We start from the raw sequence: 18,589 nt of genomic DNA, 5'->3' as shown, positions 1-18,589 counted from the left end.
GAAATAAAACGATATAATGGAGAAAAAGTATTTTTAGAAGAGAGGACAACTCGTGATTACAATTAAGTCTATACGTGAATTAAAGGGAATGCAAAAGTCAGGTAGACTTCTTGCATCAATGTTTGAAGCCCTTAGAGATGTGATTAAGCCAGGAATGTCTACCTGGGAAATTGAAGAATTTTGTCAGGCGTTCATGAAAGAAAGAGGCGGCCGTTTATCTGAACAAGGCTTTGAAGGCTACAAGTATGGTACTTGCATCTCAGTCAATGACGAAATTGCCCACCAAACTCCAAGAAAAGATCGTATCTTGCAAGAAGGCGATTTGGTTAAGGTTGACGTAACTTGTAATGTAGAAGGTTACGAAACTGACTCATGTACTACTTATCCTGTAGGAAAGATCTCTGAAGAAGACCAACGCTTGATGGATGTAACCGAAAAGGCAATGTACTTAGGTATCGACCAAGCTGTTTTGGGCAATCGAATTGGTGATATCGGTGCTGCTATTCAACATTATGTTGAAGATGAAAACCACTTTGGCGACGTTCGTGAATTAGTTGGTCATGGTATTCAACCAACTATCCACGAAGATCCTGAAGTTCCTCACTGGGGAAAGGCAGGCCACGGTTTAAGATTAAGAGAAGGTATGACAATTACCTGTGAACCAATGGTTGAAGCTGGTGGAGACTGGAGAATTGACCAAAGAACTGTCGCTGATCCTAACGATGATTGGGTATACTATGCTACTCCAGATGGTTCAAAGTCAGCTCAATTTGAACATACTTTCGTAATTACCAAGGATGGTCCAAAGATTTTGACTTTGCAAAAGCCATACGATGGTTACGAAAAGTACTTGCCTCATTTTGATGAAATGGAAGATTAGTGGTTAGCTAAATGAAAAAAAGTGGTGGGGGAATCAAGAGATTCTATCAAACAATCTCAACAATTTATACGCAAGGAGAGATTATTCAAGGCGCAATCATAATTGCCTATTACGTTTTGTTTTCGATTTTTCCGGTAATTATGATCGTAGGAAATATCTTGCCTTTATTTCACATTGATACAGCCCCCATTGCGGAATATTTGAATCTAATCTTACCTGAGCAAATATCGCACTACATTATTCCGATCATTAATTCCCTGCTTAAGAATAAGTCTACTGGTTATATTTCCTTTGGTATTGTGACGGCTCTTTGGACCTTCTCTAACTTGGTAAATGCGATCAGAATCGGCATGAACCGAATCTATGACGTTCATAAGGTTGAGTTGAACTTATCGCTACTCAGTTTTCTTTGGAACCGCGGAGTAACGATTCTTTTGACCGGCGTAATTTTGATGCTGTTTACCGTGTTTAGCTTGGCCTTGATTTTTGGTCAACAGATTCTAGGATTGCTTAGGCCGATTTTTGGCTTTTCCTTAGGAAAAATGGTCACCTTGTTCAATTACAAGTATCCAGTGCTTTTGACGCTGATTACTTTGCTAGTGGCTTATCTAAATTATGCCTTGCCCAATATTGATCTGCGCAAGCGAGTAATTTGGCCTGGAGTCATTACGACGGTACTAGGCTGGATTGCTTTATCATTTGGATTTAGCTTTTACCTGCATAATTTCAGAATTAGCTGGGAAAATTACGGAATTGTCGGTACTTTTATTATCTTTATGATGTGGCTGCATTTAACTGCCTTATTGTTATTATTTGGTACCTGTGTCAATGCGACGATTGTTCGCATGCGATACGGTCAAGTTAACTTTTCATCTGGTAGAGTAGCCTCATATATTCAACAAAGACGCCGTTCTGCAAAATAAATTTCATTGAAGCGAGTCTGATTGTTCAGGCTCGCTTTATTTGTAAAAATTTAAATATTTAACAAGTTTTTCTTACAGATCCCGTTGTACACTTAGTAGCGGTAAAATGGAGGTTTTTATGGACGAAATTTTTATTGTTTTAGCTAAAAGAACACCGATTGGCAGATATCGGGGATTCTTTCAGGAGTTAACTGCGGTTGATTTGGCTAGTGAGCTTTTAAGTCAAAGTCTTAAAGAGCTTAAGCTCGATCCACAAAAAATTGAAGCAGTGATGATGGGAAATGTAATTTCTGCTGGCTTAGGCGAAAATATGGCCCGGCAAGTTGCTTTAAAAGCCGGTCTTAGTCAAACTTCAGTGGCTACAACGGTCAATGATGTCTGCGGGTCAAGTCTTAAGGCTTTGCGCCTAGCTCAAGGACAAATGTTGATGGGCGATTTGGGCTTAGTAGCAGTGGGCGGGGCTGAAAGCATGACTAATGCGCCATTTTTAGTAGCTAAAAAATACAAAGATGAGGCAGCTGACCACTTAGAAAATAGTATGTTTGTCGATGGCTTAAATGATTCCTTTACTGGACAAGCAATGGGCATTACAGCAGAAAACGTTGCTGAAAAATACCATGTTACTAGACAAGAAATGGATGAATTTGCCTTAGCTTCTCATCAAAAAGCAGCTAAAGCTACTGAAGAGCAAGCTTTTACAGAAGAAATTATTCCAGTAGAATTGCATGGTCAAACTTTAACGACTGACGAAAGCATTAGACCTGATACTAGTCTAGAAGCTTTAGCTAACTTAAAGCCTGTCTTTAAGTCTAATGGTCAAGTTACTGCTGGAAATTCTTCCCCAGTCAATGATGGAGCTAGCATGCTCATTCTGGCAACGGCTGAAAAGGTTAAAGAACTCGGCTTGAAGCCAATTGCTAAATTGGGTGAATTTGCTGAAGCTGGTTTTGATCCAAGTCTAATGGGCTATACGCCTTATTACGCAGTCAAGAAGCTGCTAGCAAAGACTCACAGAAGCATTGCTGATTACGATGCAATCGAATTGAATGAAGCCTTTGCTGCTCAAGCAGTAGCTGTTGCAAGAGACTTAGAAATTCCAGCTGAAAAGTTGAATATTTTAGGTGGTGCAATCGCCTTAGGACATCCTTTGGGTGCAACTGGTACCAGACTAGTTGCTACAGCTATTAGCGCTTTAAAGCAAGTTAAGGGAAAAAGAGCCTTAGTTACTTTATGTATCGGTGGTGGCCAAGCAATTGCTTATGAAATTGAAAAGGTTGACAATGAAATTTTATAAATTATCTCCCCAAAAGAGGCGAGAAATTCTAGCTGATAGGGGAATTGAACTTGGATCAATCGATCCTAAAGTCTTGAAAAACTTAAATCAATTAAGCGAAAATGTTGTCGGCCAATTGCGTCTGCCACTGGGGATGATTGAATCCCTAGTTGTCAATGGCAAGTCATACCAAGTGCCGATGGCAACAGAAGAGCCATCGGTCGTAGCTGCTGCCAATCATGGAGCTAATTTATTTGCTAAAAATGGCGGCATAACTACTAGCAGTCAAAGAGATGGCATCTATGGACAGATTGTCTTAAAGGTAACAGGTAGCTTTGATTTAGAAAAGTTCAAGGCTAGTTTCCCTAAATTAATCGATGAGGTCAATTACGAGTTTGCTAGTTTAGTAAAGCATGGAGGCGGACTAAAGCAGATCAGTGCTAGACAAGACCAAGATCTAGTATATTTGCGGACATTGGTTGATCCAGCTGAAGCCATGGGGGCTAACAAGACCAACGCTATTTTGGAATATTTGGCTAGTCGATTTGAATTAGAAATTGGAGTTGAAGAGAAGCTCTTTGCCATTTTGTCAAATTATCCTAGTCAATTTGCAACTGCTAAGGCCAGCTTGGATCTAGAAACAGTCGGCGGAAGAAAAGTAGCCGAAAAAATAGTTCTTTTAAGCAAAATTGGCCAAATTGACCCTTACCGCGCTGTGACTAACAACAAAGGGATTATGAATGGCGTTGATGCAGTCTTGCTTGCAACAGGCAACGACTTTCGCGCAGTTGAAGCAGCAACAGGGATGTTTGCCAAAGAAAAGAGCCTAATCAAATGGCGGATTGAAGCAGATCGCTTAATTGGTGAGCTGACTTTGCCTTTAGCAATTGGCACAGTTGGTGGCTCGATTTCTGTTCGCAGCGACGTGCAAGATGCTTATAAGATTTTAGGTCCAGTCGATGCAAAAGAGCTAGCAGAAATTATTGCTGGAGTCGGCTTAGCCAACAATTTGGCTGCTTTACTAGCAATTTCAACTAAAGGAATTCAAGCCGGGCACATGAAGTTGCAGGCCAGAAACTTAGTAGCCAAACTTGATGCTAGTTCAGATGAAAAAGAGCAGATATTGCAAAAGATGATTCAAACTAAGGAATACACTGCAAGTGCTGCAAAGAAATTTTTGCAACAGTTGAGAGAGGAATAAAAATGAAAATTGGAATTGATAAAATCGGTTTTTATACCCCGAATAAGTACATTGACATGGTCGAACTAGCGCATGCTAGAAATGTCGATCCAAACAAGTTCTTGATTGGAATCGGCCAAAAGAAAATGGCTGTCGCTGATGTTAGTCAAGATGCCGTTTCGATGGGAATAAATGCGACGCTTGAATACTTTAACGAAATTGAGCAAAAAAAGGTGGGCTTGTTGATCTTTGCGACTGAATCAAGCGTTGATCAATCTAAGTCAGCCTCCTTGTTTGTCAAAAAGGCTTTGAACTTGCATCCAGCAGTTAGAACTTTTGAAATTAAAGAAGCCTGCTTTGGCTTGACTGCTGCCTTGATGACAGCCCGCGACTATGTTCGCTCACATCCTCACCACAGTGCAATCGTAATCGGCAGCGATATTGCTCGCTATGGTTTGAATACGCCAGGTGAAGTTACTCAAGGTGCCGGCAGTATCAGTATGCTAATCAAGGCTGATCCAAGAATTTTGACAATTAATGAAGGACACAGTGCCTACAGCGATGATATCAACGACTTCTGGAGGCCAAACGGCTTTAAGACGGCCTTAGTAGAAGGCAAGTATTCAACTCAGGTATATTTGGACTTCTTCAAGCACACTTTTGAAAGCTACAAGAAAGAAAAGAACTGGTCAACGCAAGACTTTTCAGCTTTGATTTATCACTTGCCATTTACTAAGCAAGGCCTCAAGGCCAATCGTTTGGCTATTCAAGATGAAGATAAATCCGTTCAAGATGAGCTTTCTGCTAGCTTTGAAGCTTCAAAACAGCTCAGCATGGAGGTGGGCAATATTTACACTGCCTCTTTGTATTTAAGTTTGTTGTCGCTTCTAGAGCATGCAGAACTTGCACCAAATTCCTTAATCGGACTCTTTTCTTATGGTTCAGGTGCGATGGCAGAATTTTTCTCAGGCAATTTAGTTGATGGCTACCGCAAGCAATTAGCTTTAGAGCATGAAGAAGAAATGTTCAAACGTCGCCAAGCTTTATCAATTGATGAATATGAAAAGATCTTCACTCAGGCATTGAATGAGCCAGAAGATGGGGTAGAAATTACCAGCGATGAAGTTCCTGGGACTTGGTATTTTGCCGGGACGCAAAATTATGTTCGCCAATATCGCCAAGTAAAGTAGTTACATCAGGATAATTCGTCCCAATTCGATTGAAATCTGCAAGCCATAGATAGGGATCTTACGATTGTCATAATTGACGTATAATGGCAAGCTAGTCCGATAGATCTGCTTGATTAGGCGGATAAATTTTTGCTTAGTCATAGGATTTTGTCCAACAGAAAAATAACTTTCGCTTGAACTGAGGGTAAATTTGGATAAAGGAAGCTGCTTTTGGTCAACTTTTACATAAAAAGTAGAATTCTGATTAATATTGCGGATTAGTTCCAAAAAGTTATTTAAAGTCATAATTTTACCCCTCAATTTACTTCAATATTAGCTATTTGGATAGCTGTAACTATTGATATTCTACTCAATTATAAATAGGGATGCCAGACACGATAAAAAATGCTAATAGTATTTGCAAGCGATTACATTTGTGGTATGATGGAAATGTAGACGAGGTAGAAATTTGAATTTAACAATATAAGTAAGTTTTTATCTCCAGAATTATGTATTGTTGGAAGTAAGATTCTCTATATCGATAGAGATCAGCTAAAGTGATATTTTTGTAAGATGGCTGTTGCAATTCCGACTATTATAAATAAGTGTTACGTTTTACGTAAAGACCCGAACAAGTGAATGTTAATTTTTTGTTGCGACATGCCGTGTCATAGCGCGTTTATTCGTGACTATAAATTGATGAGTTTGCCTCGTCCACTTCATCAAAAAAGACTCCATGGTTTTTTCCATAGGAGTCTTTTTTGTGTCTAGCGTAAAACTAGTTTAACGATACATTCACAACGTGGGGTTTGTGGCAACATATCAATATTTTTAATGACGCGAACATCATAAGCTTCGCTTAATAGGACTAAGTCTTGTGCCAAAGTTGAAGGGTTGCAGGAGATGTAAACGAAAGTTTGAGGTTTAACCTGCAATAGGGTCTTGATCAAGCTCTTAGCTAATCCAGTTCTTGGTGGGTCAACAATCAAGGCATCAACTGGCAAGCCAGATCTTTGCAATTGAGGTAGGATCTTTTCAACGCTGCCTTGGAAGTAATCGGCATTCTTGATGTGGTTGAGCTTAACATTGTGCTTAGCATCAAGCACAGCTTCAGGGATGGTTTCAATTCCAACCACTTGCTTAACTTGATCTGCAGCCAATATTCCCAAAGTACCAACGCCACTGTAAGCATCAATTAAGGTTTGGTCTGGAGTTAAGTCGAGCATCTTCAAAGCTTCTGAGTATAAAGTCGCAGTTTGAACTGGGTTTAATTGGAAGAATGCTCTAGGTGACAAAGCAAACTTGCGACCAAGAATTTCTTCGGTAATTTGATTTTTGCCCAGCAATTTTTCAGTCTTATTGCCCCAAACTTGTGGGTTGCGCCAGTCAGTTTCATTTTGGTAGACGCTGACTACGTGATCAAGCTTCATAATTCGATCAGCTAATTTCAAGAGATCCTTGATCTTGTGGCCAATGGTAATTAAAGTAACTTGAATTTCCTTAGTGGCTTCTGATTGACGAACGACAACTGTCTTAATCCCATCAAGATGCTTGCGGTAGTTAGCAATTGGGATTTGAAGTTGATCGATTAACTTCTTGATGTCGCGTTCAGTCTTTTGAGTTGCTTTGCTTTGAGTTGGCATGCTTGGTAAGTCGATTAAACGATGTGAGTTAGGCGCAAAAAGTCCAAGTTGGCTGTGGCCATGGTTAAACTCAAGTTGGTATTGTGCCTTGTTGCGGTAATGCCATTGATCAGGAGCAGGAATAGTAGGCTTAACCTTGTACTTAGCGTAGCCACGTGGGTGGTACTTTTTCAAGGCTTCAAGCACGTTTTGACGCTTGAATTCAAGCTGTTTGTCATAAGCTAGGTGAGCAAGTTCAAGGCCACCAATTTCAGAATTTACATCTGCTGGGAAATCAACGCGATCGGGGCTTTTTTCCTTGATGCGAACTAATTCAGCTTGGATATATTGTGGATATTCCTTAACAAACTTGGCCACTACAACTTCATCTGGAAGTGCACCTGGCACAAAAATGATCTTCTTGCGGTAGTATCCGATTCCTTCGCCGTTGATGCCAAGACGCTTGATCGTAATAATGACATTCTTTTCTTTAGGCTGAGCCTTCTTGTTAAATGTTTTCTTCATGATAAATTCTTTCTACAAAAAACTAATAAAATTGTCTGACATATTATATCTGATCTATTATATTACTTGCAAAAAGTGCTTAGCAAGCAATAAAATTATCTAATGGCGAGATTTACTAGGTCGAGGTGAAAAGATGGCAATTATTACCAAAGTAGCAGCTCAAAAACGTCCAGGGCGCTACAATATTTTTTTGGATGAGCAGTATGCTTTTTCAGTTAGCGAAAAGACTTTGGCCGAATATGTTTTGCTCAAAGGAAAGAGTCTGACTCAAGAACAAATTGAAGAGATTAGGCAATATGATGCCGACAGCAAGGCTAGCGATCTAGCCGCTAGGTACTTGAGCTATGAGCCAAGAACGATCTTTGAGGTCATGCAATATTTGATCAAGCGCGAAGTTAGCACAGAATCTGCTAACAATGCAATCAATGAGTTAAGCGAACTAGGCTATTTAGATGATGAGCGATATTGCGAATTGTTTATCAAAAATGACTTAGCAGTTGGCAATGATGGACCAAGAGTTTTAAATAAAAAACTAGCCGGAAAAGGCGTAGCTCCAGAGATTATCAATCAAGCCCTAGCAGAAGTAGATCAAGCAGACTGGCTACAAGTGGCTGTTAGATTGCTGAAGTCGATGCGCCAGCAGTTGGGACGATATTCTGAGCGCGAGCTTAAGCAAAAGATCAATAATAAACTGCTCAGTCACGGCTTTTCAACGAATTTAACTGAGGATGTTATTCAAGAACTTGATCTGGGCATGGATGACGAAAAGCAACTTGAAGCCCTGAAAATGCAAGGCATCAAAGCCTACAAGCGTTTCAAGCGTTATACTGGCGCTGACAGAGCGATGAGAATCAAGCGCTATTTATTTAGCCATGGTTTTTCATCATCAGAGATTGATCTCTTTTTAAATGGCGAATTGATAGATTTAGATGAACTAGACGAATATTGAAAGGAAAAAATATGTTAAAAAAAGAAATTAAGCAAATGACTTTTGTCGGCAAGGTATTTGCCCCATCAATGATGGATGCGCAAAGAACTTATATTGAAGCTAACAGCGAAGTAGAAGCAGATGAAGGCTTCAAGCAATTCTTGGCTGGTAAGCAATTAGAAAATAAGCGTGCCAGTATGGTAGTCTTTGGACCAGAATCATTTATGTACTGGTACGGCGTCTTAGTTAAAGGAGAAGTTGAATCTCCTGCAGGATTGATGAAATACCAACTTCCAGCAGCTGAAGTAGCAGAAGACACTATCGATGGCCAGATCAGCAACTTTAGCATGCCACTTAACTTCGTTATTCCTGAAGTAATGAAAAAGGTTGGCGACAGCGGGATGCAAGTTTATGAAAATCCTGGCGACAGCGAAGTTCCATATTTCGTTCAAGCTTTAGATTTGGATACAAAAAAACTGACTCAAATTTGGTATGAGTCAGCTAAATAGTTAATGTTGATCAGGATCGATCGATAGGTTGTCATATTCAATGTAGGCTCCAAGGCAAGTTGAAACAAACATGACTAACAAAACAATGCCAGTGGCGTTGCCGACGATTTGATCCAAAGTCAGGATGTTGCGAGTAAGTTGCGTACTTAAAAAGCAAAGTACAAAGTCAAAGATGATGTTGCCAAATAAAAATAAACGGCGTCTTCTAATACTGAAAAAGCGCAACAATTGTTTAAGAAAGCTATCGTCGATTTGCATAGCTAATAAGTCTAGTGGCCTTTGAATCGTAGCTTTGATTGCAAACATGATCAAGGCCCCAACTAAAGCACCGGTCAAACTTCTGACAAGTTCAGCTGAGTGCAATACTAGTGCATTGTAGCCAATTCCAATCACTGCCAAGCTACAGATGTAGGGAATAAGTAATAAAAATGTGAAGACCAGTATGACATGACTCTTTTTCATCGCTTTACCTCGTTTCTTTACTGTATTTTAGCATAAAATCCTAAGTCTCTATGCTATAATGTTATTATTTATAAAGCATTTTAAAGAAAGAGAGCATAATTCAGATGAATAGCGACCCCGCCTCGGAAAATATTTTTGCAAGACTTAGGAACAAGTTTGCAAATGAAAAAGGCGAAAATACGATCGAACATTTAGCTCAAGAAATCAAAGATTTACATGAGCAACAGGTTATCAATGATACAGAATTTTCAATGTTAGAAGGACTGCTTAGTTTTCAAACTAAGATGGTTCGTGAAGTCATGGTGCCTAGAACTGATGCTTTTATGGTTGATGCAAGCGTAAGTTTTCAAGAAAATTTGAATGAAATTTTGCGACAACCTTATTCTAGAATTCCGGTTTATCAACATGATAAGGATAAGATTATTGGAATCATCCACATCCGTACCGTCTTGAGAAAGGCGCGTCAATTAGGCTTTGATCAGCTAGACTACGAAGATGTGATGGGTGAGCCATTATTTGCACCTGAAACAGCGGATTTAGGCGAATTGTTAGTCGAAATGCAACAAACGCAAAGGCAGCTGGCAATTTTGCTTGATGAATACGGCGGAGTTGTGGGTCTGGCCACAATTGAGGACTTGATTGAAGAAATCGTTGGCGACATTGACGATGAAGTTGACCGGGCAGAAGTTTTGTTTGATAAGCTTAGCGACCATAAATATGTGATTTATGGCAAGATGCCGCTAGATGATTTTAATGACGAATTTGGTACCGATATTGATGTAGAAGACGTAGATACAGTAGCCGGCTATGTGATTACGCAATTAGGCGTAATTCCTGCTAAAGGAGAAAAGCTAACGGTTGAACTAGACAATGGCATGACGCTAACAACAGGCCGAATGAAGGGCTCCCGCTTATTGACGGTAGTTTTGGATATTCCTGAAGTAACAAATGAGAGTGTGACTGAAGATTAATGACTGAAAAACTAATAGACAAAGTAAATAAAAGAAGAACGTTTGCGATTATTTCTCACCCGGACGCCGGTAAGACTACGATTACTGAGCAATTGCTTTTGTTTGGTGGAGTAATCAGACAAGCTGGTACGGTTAAGGCCAGAAAGACTGGTAATTACGCTACTAGTGACTGGATGGAAATTGAAAAGCAACGTGGTATTTCTGTTACTAGTTCGGTAATGCAATTTGAATATGAAGGCAAGAGAATCAATATCTTGGATACGCCAGGACACCAAGATTTCTCTGAAGATACCTATCGAACTTTGATGGCCGTTGACGCAGCAGTGATGGTAATCGACTCTGCTAAGGGTATCGAGCCACAGACTAAGAAGTTGTTCAAGGTTGTAAAAAAGCGTGGTATTCCAATTTTCACTTTTATGAACAAGCTTGACCGTGATGGACGCCCACCACTAGACTTGATCGCGGAATTAGAAGAACTACTTGGCATTGAAGGCGTAGCTATGGACTGGCCAATTGGTTCAGGGCAAACCTTAAAGGGTTTATACGATATTGCCAACAAGCGAGTAGAGCTTTACCACAAAGATGGGGAAGACCGCTTTATTCCATTGACTGAAGATGGCACTTTGCCAGATTCTGAAGAATTAAGCCATGACCCACAATTTGAGGAAACCCTTGATGACATTGATTTGATCAAGGAAGCCGGCAATACTTTTGATTTAGAAAAGATTGCCAAGGGTGATCAAACTCCAGTATTCTTTGGCTCAGCTTTGACTAACTTTGGAGTTGAAACTTTCTTGAAGAGTTTCGTTGATTTAGCACCTGCTCCAAGTAGCCATGAAGTAAATGGCGGCGAAGAATTAGCCGCTGATGATCCAAGCTTTGCTGGTTTCATCTTCAAGATCCAAGCTAACATGAACCCACATCACCGCGACAGAATTGCCTTTGTAAGAGTTGCTAGTGGTGAATTCAACCGTGGCTTAGACGTTACTTTGGCTAGAACTGGCAAGACGATCCGTTTGAACAATGCCACTGAATTCATGTCCAGTGAACGTGTTCAAGTTAATGACGCAGTTGCAGGCGATATTGTTGGTTTGTACGATACTGGTAACTTCCAAATCGGCGACAGTATCTATTCAGGCAAGCGCAAGGTGGAATTTCCTGAATTGCCAGAATTTACGCCAGAATTATTTATGCGCGTAACTGCTAAGAATGTGATGAAGCAAAAGTCATTCCACAAAGGAATGAATCAATTGGTTCAAGAAGGAGCCATCCAACTTTACAAGAATTATCAAACTGATGATTACATCTTAGGTGCAGTTGGTCAGCTTCAATTTGAAGTTTTCAAATTCAGAATGATGAACGAATACAATTCTGAAGTTGAAATGACCCCAATTGGCCACCGTGTTGCTCGCTGGATTAATCCAGATCAATTAGATTTATCAATGTCTAACTCACGTAACTTACTAGTTAAGGACCGCTATGACAACCCATTATTCTTATTCGAAAATGAATTTGCCGAACGCTTCTTCAAGGATAAGTATCCTGACATTGAATTAAGCGAAAAATTATAAACAAAAAATCCCAACAGCTTTTGGCTATTGGGATTTTTTTGATTACTTATCAAGGTGAATTTCAATCAAGTGTCTGCTACGGTCGACTGTAAGAGTGTAGGTAGCATCATGATTTTTAACTAAACGCTTGATCACAAATTCAACTTCATTTTCACGAATGCGACGATCATGATTCTCTAAAACGATACCAATGGCAATCTTGCTTTCAGTGTAGACGACTGAAGTATTGCCTAATGAATAGACCTTGACATAAGTAGCGTCGGTTGTATTAAGTTGACTGTGAACTAATTCTGCGTAGCTGTTGGTTACATCGATTAAATGCATAGATCTCACCCGTTTCTCTAGTTATCACCTTACAATTTAAGTATAACCTAATTGTCCGGTTGAATTAATGATTTTTTTAACAAATATACAAAAAAAGGTGGCACTCATCTTAAGCTAGACCTGACGCCACCTTTTAAAATACTATTCTTCTGTTTCAGCTTCCTCAGCTGGTTGATTGTTAGTATCTTCATCAAAGATAACGATCTTGTCATCAACTAAATCTGCCTTCAAGTTCTTAGCATCTGTGTGATCCAACTTGAAGTCGGCAACAGTATCTTCAATTTCTTCTTGAATAGTTCTGCGAAGTGGGCGAGCACCCATAGCTGGGTTAAAGCCATCTTCAACTAGCTTGTTCTTAGCTGCATCGGTTACGTCGATGTGAAGACCTTGATCCTTAACCATTTCATTGGTCTTAGCAAGCATCAAGTTGACGATCTTAATTAAGTCAGTCTTGTCCAATTCCTTGAATTCAATTACGTCATCAAGTCTGTTCAAAAATTCTGGCTTAAAGTATTGAGTCATCGCATTTCTAGCAGCGTCAGGGGACTTATCGCTGTTATTTTCAGCAGTGAATCCAACGCTAGCTTCCTTGATTCCTTGACCTGCATTTGAAGTCATGATGATGATTGTATCTTTGAAGGAAACGGTACGACCTTGAGAGTCAGTTAAGCGACCATCATCAAGAATTTGCAAGAAGAGGTTCATTACGTCAGGGTGAGCCTTTTCAATTTCATCAAGCAAAATCAAGCTGTATGGGTTGTGACGGACTTGTTCAGTCAATTGACCAGCTTCTTCATAGCCAACATAACCTGGAGCAGAACCGATCAATTTAGAAACGGAGTATTGTTCCATGTATTCTGACATGTCAATTCTGATCATTGCATCGTCAGAACCAAACATTTGTCTTGCTAGTTGCTTAGCAAGTTCAGTCTTACCAACACCAGTAGGTCCAACAAAGAGGAAGGAGCCGATTGGCCGGCCTGACTTGTTGAAGCCGATGCGGTTACGACGAATAGCTCTAGCAACTTTTTCAACGGCTTGATCTTGTCCAATGACGCGAGACTTTAAGTCGCTAGCCAAGTTTTGCAATTGTGCTTCTTCTTGCTTTTGAATTTCGCCGACAGGGATGTTGGTCTTTTCTTCAACGATCTTGTTCATGATCTTGTCGGTAATAATTGGAGACTTATCAGGGTCAACTTTTTGGTCCTTCATCTTGTCATACTTTTCGATTTGATCACGATAGTAGGCTGCCTTTTCGTAGTCTTCATTCTTCAAAGCTTCGCGCTTCAATTCTTCTGCAGCGTTGATTCGCTCTTGCATCTTTTCCTTATCAATATAAGGAATAGTCAAGTTCATTCTTGAACCAGCTTCATCAAGCAAGTCAATTGCCTTGTCTGGCAAGAAACGATCTTGAATATATCTTGCAGATAATTTAGCAGCAGCTTCAACGGCCTTATCAGTATATTTTACGTGGTGGTAGTCTTCGTAGCGCTTTTGAATACCCTTTAAAATTCTGATAGTTTCATCAATAGAAGGTTCCTTAACTTCTACTGGTTGGAAACGTCTAGCTAAAGCAGAATCCTTTTCGATTTCGCGGTATTCCTTAATAGTGGTTGCACCAACTAATTGCAATTCGCCACGGGCTAAAGCGGGCTTGATAATGTTTCCGGCGTCCATTCCGCCTTCAGCATTGCCAGCGCCAACAATTTCGTGAATTTCATCAATAAATAGGATGATATCGTTGCGGTTTTGGAGTTCCTTGATCAATTGTTCCATTCTTTGTTCAAATTGACCACGGATACCGGTGCCTTGAACAAGCGAAACGACATTTAATGAAATAATGCGCTTGTCTTGAAGCTTGGCAGGAACAGAACCATCAACAATTTGTTGGGCTAAGCCTTCAACAACAGCTGTCTTACCAACACCGGCTTCACCGATTAAGACAGGGTTATTCTTAGTACGACGGTTCAAAATTTCGATTACGCGGGCAATTTCATGATCACGTCCAATAACTGGGTCGATCTTGCCTTTCTTAGCAAGAGCTGTTAAGTCAGTACCGTATTGATCAAGCAAACCGCCTTTGCGACCACCGCCGCCTAATTGGCTCTTTGGTTCATTATTTCTTGGGTTTTGGTTATTTGAGTTTAAATTGTTTCCAAGAAAATCGAAGAATTGGTTGAAATCATCGAATTGATCTGGGAAATCGTTATTACCATTATTGTTCATATTAGTACCTGATTGTCTTTGTTTGTTTCTAAATTCTTGATAACATGTTTGACATAAATCCATCTCGCGGTCTTGGCCATTCACCTTAGCATAAAGGTGGATGGAGGCTGGCCGTCTATTACAATTTTGACAAAGCAATTTCTTTACCGCCTTTCACTTTTACTAATTCAAATTTTATGATTAGCACTCTACAAAGTCAAGTGCTAAGAGCTGAAATACTTATCTTTTGTAAGAAAATTATAAAATTTAATTTTTGGGCCAAAATTTAGTAGAATTAATGGTATTCTTGGTGATTGAGGATGTGATAATTTGAACAAGTATGAAGAAATTTTAGATCAATTAGTCGATGGAAAATTGGCTGAGTATGAAGTTGAAGCAAAGGATGCTTTTGAATTTCAAAGCGTTTTGCGCGGTTATGGTCGTAGGCAGAGTATTACTGGCGAGGCCAAGCGGGGTGGAAATATTATCTATACCAGTGTTAGTGCGCAAAAATAGTTAATGAAAACATTTACATAATTACGCTTTTTTCGTTGTGCAAACGGCAAAAAAATGATAATCTATTAACCGAATGGGTATTTTAGTTTACCGTTTAATTTTTTTGATTTTAAAGGAGATATTTCAAATGGAAAAACGCGATTTTCACATCATTGCAGAAACAGGTATTCACGCACGTCCAGCTACTTTGTTAGTACAAGCAGCTTCAAAGTTTGGTTCAGACATTAACTTGGAATACAACGGCAAGTCAGTTAACTTGAAGTCAATCATGGGTGTTATGTCACTTGGTGTTGGTCAAAACGCTGATGTTACCATCTCTGCAGAAGGTGACGACGAAAAAGATGCTTTGGAAGCAATCACTGACACTATGAAAAAAGAAGGTTTAGCTGAATAATGTCCAAGACTCTTAATGGTATTGCTGCTAGTGATGGTATTGCTATTGCTCCAGCATATCTTCTTGTTGAACCTGATCTTTCATTCAGCAAGTCAACAATCGAAGATATTGATTCTGAAGTAGCTCGCTACAAGAAAGCAGTTAGCGACTCAACTAGCGAAGTTGAACATATTCGTGATATTGCCAAGACTAACTTGGGTGAAGAAGAAGCACAAGTTTTCGAAGCTCACTTAATGATCTTGAACGACCCAGAATTTACTGGTGCAATTGAAGAAGAAATTAAGAACCAATCAGTTAATGCCGAAGCAGCTCTTGATGAAACAGCTCAAAAATTCATTACTATTTTTGAAAGCATGGTTGACAATCCTTACATGCAAGAACGTGCTGCCGATGTTCGTGACGTTTCTAAGCGTATCATGGCTCACTTGCTTGGTAAGAAGTTGCCAGACCCAGCATCAATTGATCACGAAGTTATCGTTGTAGCTCACGACTTAACTCCAAGTGATACTGCTCAACTTAACAAGAACTACGTTAAGGGATTTGTAACTGATATTGGTGGTAGAACAGCTCACTCAGCAATTATGGCACGTTCATTGGAATTGCCAGCTGTAGTAGGTACTGATTCAATTACTAAGGAAATTACTGATGGTCAAATGATGATCGCTGACGGTTTAGACGGTGCAGCTATCATCTTGCCAACTGATGACCAAGTAACTGAATACAAGGAAAAGGCTGAAGCATTCCTTAAGCAAAAGGCTGAATGGCAAAAGTTGAAGGATGCTCCTTCGGTAACTGCTGACGGCAAGCAATTTATTATTGCTGCTAACATTGGTACTCCAAATGATATGCCTGGTGTTCATGAAAATGGTGCTGAAGCAATCGGTTTGTACAGAACTGAATTCTTATACATGGATTCAAGTACTTTCCCATCAGAAGATGACCAATTCGAAGCTTACAAGAAAGTTATCGAAGGCATGAATGGTAAGCAAGTTGTTATCAGAACCATGGATATTGGTGGTGATAAGCACCTTGATTACTGGGACTTGCCAGAAGAAATGAACCCATTCTTAGGTGTACGTGCAGTTCGTCTTTCATTGATGAATGAAGAAATTTTCCGTACCCAATTAAGAGCTTTATTGCGTGCATCAGCTTATGGTAAATTGGGAATTATGTTCCCAATGATTGGTACTTTGGGTGAATTGCGTAAGGCTAAGGCTATCTTAAACGACGAAAAGGACAAGTTGATTGCCAGCGGCATTAAGGTAGGCGACGACCTTCAAGTAGGTATGATGATCGAAGTACCTGCAGCAGCAGTTTTGGCTGACCAATTTGCTAAGGAAGTTGACTTCTTCTCAATTGGTACCAACGACTTGATCCAATACACTATGGCTGCAGACCGTGGAAACGAAAACGTTTCTTACCTTTACCAACCATACAACCCATCAGTTTTGCGTTTGATCAAGCAAACTATCGATGGTGCCCACAAGAACGGTATCTGGGTAGGTATGTGTGGTGAAGCTGCCGGCGATAGCGTAATGTTCCCAATCTTATTGTCAATGGGACTTGATGAATATTCAATGAGCGCAACTTCAATCTTGAGAATTAGAAGCTTGATGAGCAAGTTGAATACTGAAGACCTTAAGGAATTAGCTAACCAAGCTTGCTTCGTTTCAGAAACTTCTGAAGAAAACGAGAAGTTAGTTAAGGATTTAATGGACAAGCTCATTAAATAACACCATTTTAAAAAGAATATGCTGGACTAGTCCAACATATTCTTTTTGTTTGCCAAAAATTAAATAAATTGAATTTTTTTAAGATACTAAACATTGTAATATCGCTACTTTTAAGGTTGTAAAAAAGTTTATCAAAAAATAACTTACAAAAAGTCAGTGGAAGTGGTATACTATATGTAAGATAAGATATGTAAACGATAATTTTAAGGGGTGTGAATTGTATGGTAAATTTGTATGTATCTCCTAGTTGTACTTCATGTCGTAAGGCTAAAGCTTGGCTAGAACAACATGAAATTCCGTTCAAAGAAAGAAATATCTTCTCTGATCCACTAAGCAAGAGCGAAATCTTACAAATTTTGCGAATGACTGAAAATGGTACCGAAGAAATTATTTCTACTCGTTCACGGGTATTTAAGCAACTTAAGGTTGATTTAGATGATTTGTCGATTGACCAATTAATTGATTTGATCAAAGAGGATCCAAGTCTTTTGAAGCGTCCAATTATCATGGATGATCGCCGTCTGCAAGTTGGCTACAATGAAGACGAGATTCGTCGTTTCTTACCACGCAAGGTTCGTCGCTTAGAACTAGCAGAAGCACAAAAGATTGCAGATTTAGAAGCATAGAAAACAAAGGGAGCGTTAGTTAATAACGCTTTTTTATTTTTCCTAAATATGTGATACTTTATAGGTGGCAAACTATGACGAGGTGAAAATTGTGAAAGTTAATCGAATTGATGATAAAACCATTCGAGTAAAGATTAGTAGAGAAGAATTGGCCGAACGTGGGGTCAGCGTTTTAGATATGTTGAAGGATCGTTTAAAGATCCAAGACTTTTTCTATTCAATTTTATCCGAAATCGATGAAGACCATAGCTTTGCAGACGACTCTCCGGTAAGTTTCCAAGTGATGCCTAATCGCGATGGCTTAGACTTACTTATTAGCAAAGTCGATGCAGATAATCCTAATGTGCTTAAAGCCTTTGGCTTAGATCAAACTGCTGATAGCGATGTTGATATGGAATTTGCGGATTTAGCTGAAAGCCCCCCTGCTAAAGCTGAATCTCAAACTGAAGCAGATAGCGAAGCAGATGATTCTACTAATGACCGACAAGCTTATAGCTTCACTGATTTAGGTATGGTAGTTGAACTTGCCGATAGTTTAAAAGTCAGCGATCTAGCTACTAGTCTGTACTTTTTTAAGGGGAAATATTACCTTGAAGCAGCTTTTTTGAATGATATTTATGCCGAGATTAAACCTGAAGATACTTGGGCAATTATGAATGAATATGGGCTAAAGGTAAATGATAGCGAATTTAGCACAGCTAAGCGACTAGGCAAGTGCATAATGCGTCAGGATGCATTGGGCAATTTGCGCTATTATTTTGATCGCTAATAAAATAAA

19 protein-coding genes are annotated in these 18,589 nt (G+C 39.5%); 14 read left to right on the top strand and 5 right to left on the bottom strand.

Annotated elements, in window-relative coordinates; genetic code table 11:
• Window positions 1–52 precede the first annotated feature (52 nt).
• The 5 genes from map to BN53_RS08360 all read left to right on the top strand — a co-directional run bounded on the left by map (window position 53) and on the right by BN53_RS08360 (window position 5,446).
• On the top strand, window positions 53–880 hold the full coding sequence (gene map, locus BN53_RS08380; protein ID WP_009560531.1) for a type I methionyl aminopeptidase: 828 nt from the start codon (window positions 53–55) through the stop codon (window positions 878–880).
• Between the two features lie 11 nt (window positions 881–891).
• Window positions 892–1,803: a YihY/virulence factor BrkB family protein gene (locus tag BN53_RS08375; protein ID WP_009560530.1), complete on the top strand. Its 912-nt coding sequence runs from the start codon at window positions 892–894 to the stop codon at window positions 1,801–1,803.
• 118 nt (window positions 1,804–1,921) lie between these two features.
• Window positions 1,922–3,097: a thiolase family protein gene (locus BN53_RS08370; RefSeq protein WP_009560529.1), complete on the top strand. Its 1,176-nt coding sequence runs from the start codon at window positions 1,922–1,924 to the stop codon at window positions 3,095–3,097.
• Window positions 3,084–4,277, top strand: a complete 1,194-nt coding sequence (locus BN53_RS08365; RefSeq protein WP_009560528.1) for a hydroxymethylglutaryl-CoA reductase, degradative — start codon at window positions 3,084–3,086, stop codon at window positions 4,275–4,277. The genes BN53_RS08370 and BN53_RS08365 overlap by 14 nt, the downstream gene beginning before the upstream one ends.
• Window positions 4,278–4,279: 2 nt before the next feature.
• On the top strand, window positions 4,280–5,446 hold the full coding sequence (locus BN53_RS08360; RefSeq protein ID WP_009560527.1) for a hydroxymethylglutaryl-CoA synthase: 1,167 nt from the start codon (window positions 4,280–4,282) through the stop codon (window positions 5,444–5,446).
• Here BN53_RS08360 and BN53_RS08355 read toward each other — a convergent pair whose 3' ends face one another.
• The gene (locus tag BN53_RS08355; protein WP_009560526.1) at window positions 5,447–5,731 is read right to left on the bottom strand and encodes a hypothetical protein; all 285 of its coding nucleotides are present in this window, start codon (window positions 5,729–5,731) and stop codon (window positions 5,447–5,449) included.
• 461 nt (window positions 5,732–6,192) lie between these two features.
• Window positions 6,193–7,572, bottom strand: a complete 1,380-nt coding sequence (gene rlmD / locus BN53_RS08350; RefSeq protein ID WP_009560525.1) for a 23S rRNA (uracil(1939)-C(5))-methyltransferase RlmD — start codon at window positions 7,570–7,572, stop codon at window positions 6,193–6,195.
• Between the two features lie 133 nt (window positions 7,573–7,705).
• Here rlmD and recX point away from each other — a divergent pair, with 133 nt between their 5' ends.
• Together recX and BN53_RS08340 are read left to right on the top strand one after the other, a co-directional pair.
• Window positions 7,706–8,521, top strand: coding sequence for a recombination regulator RecX (gene recX / locus BN53_RS08345; protein WP_009560524.1), 816 nt, complete (start codon window positions 7,706–7,708; stop codon window positions 8,519–8,521).
• 11 nt (window positions 8,522–8,532) lie between these two features.
• Complete coding sequence (locus BN53_RS08340; protein WP_009560523.1) at window positions 8,533–9,009, top strand: hypothetical protein; 477 nt, start codon at window positions 8,533–8,535, stop codon at window positions 9,007–9,009.
• Here the strand turns inward: BN53_RS08340 and BN53_RS08335 are convergent, their stop codons facing one another.
• Window positions 9,010–9,471: a hypothetical protein gene (locus BN53_RS08335; protein ID WP_009560522.1), complete on the bottom strand. Its 462-nt coding sequence runs from the start codon at window positions 9,469–9,471 to the stop codon at window positions 9,010–9,012.
• 104 nt (window positions 9,472–9,575) lie between these two features.
• Here BN53_RS08335 and BN53_RS08330 point away from each other — a divergent pair, with 104 nt between their 5' ends.
• Complete coding sequence (locus BN53_RS08330; RefSeq protein WP_009560521.1) at window positions 9,576–10,442, top strand: hemolysin family protein; 867 nt, start codon at window positions 9,576–9,578, stop codon at window positions 10,440–10,442.
• Entirely contained in the window at window positions 10,442–12,013 is a 1,572-nt protein-coding gene (locus tag BN53_RS08325; protein WP_009560520.1) for a peptide chain release factor 3, read from the top strand. The genes BN53_RS08330 and BN53_RS08325 overlap by 1 nt, the downstream gene beginning before the upstream one ends.
• A 42-nt stretch (window positions 12,014–12,055) precedes the next feature.
• Here the strand turns inward: BN53_RS08325 and BN53_RS08320 are convergent, their stop codons facing one another.
• Both BN53_RS08320 and BN53_RS08315 read right to left on the bottom strand, forming a co-directional pair.
• Window positions 12,056–12,337, bottom strand: a complete 282-nt coding sequence (locus BN53_RS08320; protein ID WP_009560519.1) for a DUF1827 family protein — start codon at window positions 12,335–12,337, stop codon at window positions 12,056–12,058.
• Window positions 12,338–12,478: 141 nt separating this feature from the next.
• Window positions 12,479–14,701 (bottom strand): ATP-dependent Clp protease ATP-binding subunit, encoded by a 2,223-nt coding sequence (locus BN53_RS08315; protein ID WP_009560518.1) that lies wholly within the window; start codon window positions 14,699–14,701, stop codon window positions 12,479–12,481.
• A 171-nt stretch (window positions 14,702–14,872) separates the two neighbouring features.
• On the opposite strand from BN53_RS08315, the gene BN53_RS08310 reads away from it, so the two are divergent.
• From BN53_RS08310 to BN53_RS08290, 5 genes are all read left to right on the top strand, one after another.
• Entirely contained in the window at window positions 14,873–15,058 is a 186-nt protein-coding gene (locus BN53_RS08310) for a hypothetical protein (RefSeq protein WP_009560517.1), read from the top strand.
• Between the two features lie 127 nt (window positions 15,059–15,185).
• A complete protein-coding gene (locus tag BN53_RS08305; RefSeq protein ID WP_009560516.1) occupies window positions 15,186–15,452 on the top strand; it encodes a phosphocarrier protein HPr in 267 nt (88 codons plus the stop codon).
• The gene (gene ptsP / locus BN53_RS08300; protein WP_009560515.1) at window positions 15,452–17,185 is read left to right on the top strand and encodes a phosphoenolpyruvate--protein phosphotransferase; all 1,734 of its coding nucleotides are present in this window, start codon (window positions 15,452–15,454) and stop codon (window positions 17,183–17,185) included. The genes BN53_RS08305 and ptsP overlap by 1 nt, the downstream gene beginning before the upstream one ends.
• Before the next feature lie 221 nt (window positions 17,186–17,406).
• Window positions 17,407–17,811 (top strand): transcriptional regulator Spx, encoded by a 405-nt coding sequence (spx, locus tag BN53_RS08295; RefSeq protein ID WP_009560514.1) that lies wholly within the window; start codon window positions 17,407–17,409, stop codon window positions 17,809–17,811.
• A 91-nt stretch (window positions 17,812–17,902) separates the two neighbouring features.
• Complete coding sequence (locus BN53_RS08290) at window positions 17,903–18,580, top strand: adaptor protein MecA (RefSeq protein WP_009560513.1); 678 nt, start codon at window positions 17,903–17,905, stop codon at window positions 18,578–18,580.
• Window positions 18,581–18,589 lie beyond the last annotated feature (9 nt).

The sequence above is a fragment of the Lactobacillus pasteurii DSM 23907 = CRBIP 24.76 genome (assembly GCF_000297025.1).
Taxonomy (GTDB): Bacteria; Bacillota; Bacilli; order Lactobacillales; family Lactobacillaceae; genus Lactobacillus; species Lactobacillus pasteurii.
The sequence above is the reverse complement of the archived record's forward strand: the minus strand, read 5'-3'. Positions and strand labels throughout refer to the sequence as shown.

Coding starts and splice junctions, on each gene's coding strand:
- BN53_RS08375 (WP_009560530.1), top strand. CDS start 892: ATGAAAAAAAGTGGTGGGGGAATCAAGAGATTCTATCAAACAATCTCA.
- BN53_RS08370 (WP_009560529.1), top strand. CDS start 1,922: ATGGACGAAATTTTTATTGTTTTAGCTAAAAGAACACCGATTGGCAGA.
- BN53_RS08365 (WP_009560528.1), top strand. CDS start 3,084: ATGAAATTTTATAAATTATCTCCCCAAAAGAGGCGAGAAATTCTAGCT.
- BN53_RS08360 (WP_009560527.1), top strand. CDS start 4,280: ATGAAAATTGGAATTGATAAAATCGGTTTTTATACCCCGAATAAGTAC.
- BN53_RS08355 (WP_009560526.1), bottom strand. CDS start 5,731: ATGACTTTAAATAACTTTTTGGAACTAATCCGCAATATTAATCAGAAT.
- rlmD (WP_009560525.1), bottom strand. CDS start 7,572: ATGAAGAAAACATTTAACAAGAAGGCTCAGCCTAAAGAAAAGAATGTC.
- recX (WP_009560524.1), top strand. CDS start 7,706: ATGGCAATTATTACCAAAGTAGCAGCTCAAAAACGTCCAGGGCGCTAC.
- BN53_RS08340 (WP_009560523.1), top strand. CDS start 8,533: ATGTTAAAAAAAGAAATTAAGCAAATGACTTTTGTCGGCAAGGTATTT.
- BN53_RS08335 (WP_009560522.1), bottom strand. CDS start 9,471: ATGAAAAAGAGTCATGTCATACTGGTCTTCACATTTTTATTACTTATT.
- BN53_RS08330 (WP_009560521.1), top strand. CDS start 9,576: ATGAATAGCGACCCCGCCTCGGAAAATATTTTTGCAAGACTTAGGAAC.
- BN53_RS08325 (WP_009560520.1), top strand. CDS start 10,442: ATGACTGAAAAACTAATAGACAAAGTAAATAAAAGAAGAACGTTTGCG.
- BN53_RS08320 (WP_009560519.1), bottom strand. CDS start 12,337: ATGCATTTAATCGATGTAACCAACAGCTACGCAGAATTAGTTCACAGT.
- BN53_RS08305 (WP_009560516.1), top strand. CDS start 15,186: ATGGAAAAACGCGATTTTCACATCATTGCAGAAACAGGTATTCACGCA.
- ptsP (WP_009560515.1), top strand. CDS start 15,452: ATGTCCAAGACTCTTAATGGTATTGCTGCTAGTGATGGTATTGCTATT.
- spx (WP_009560514.1), top strand. CDS start 17,407: ATGGTAAATTTGTATGTATCTCCTAGTTGTACTTCATGTCGTAAGGCT.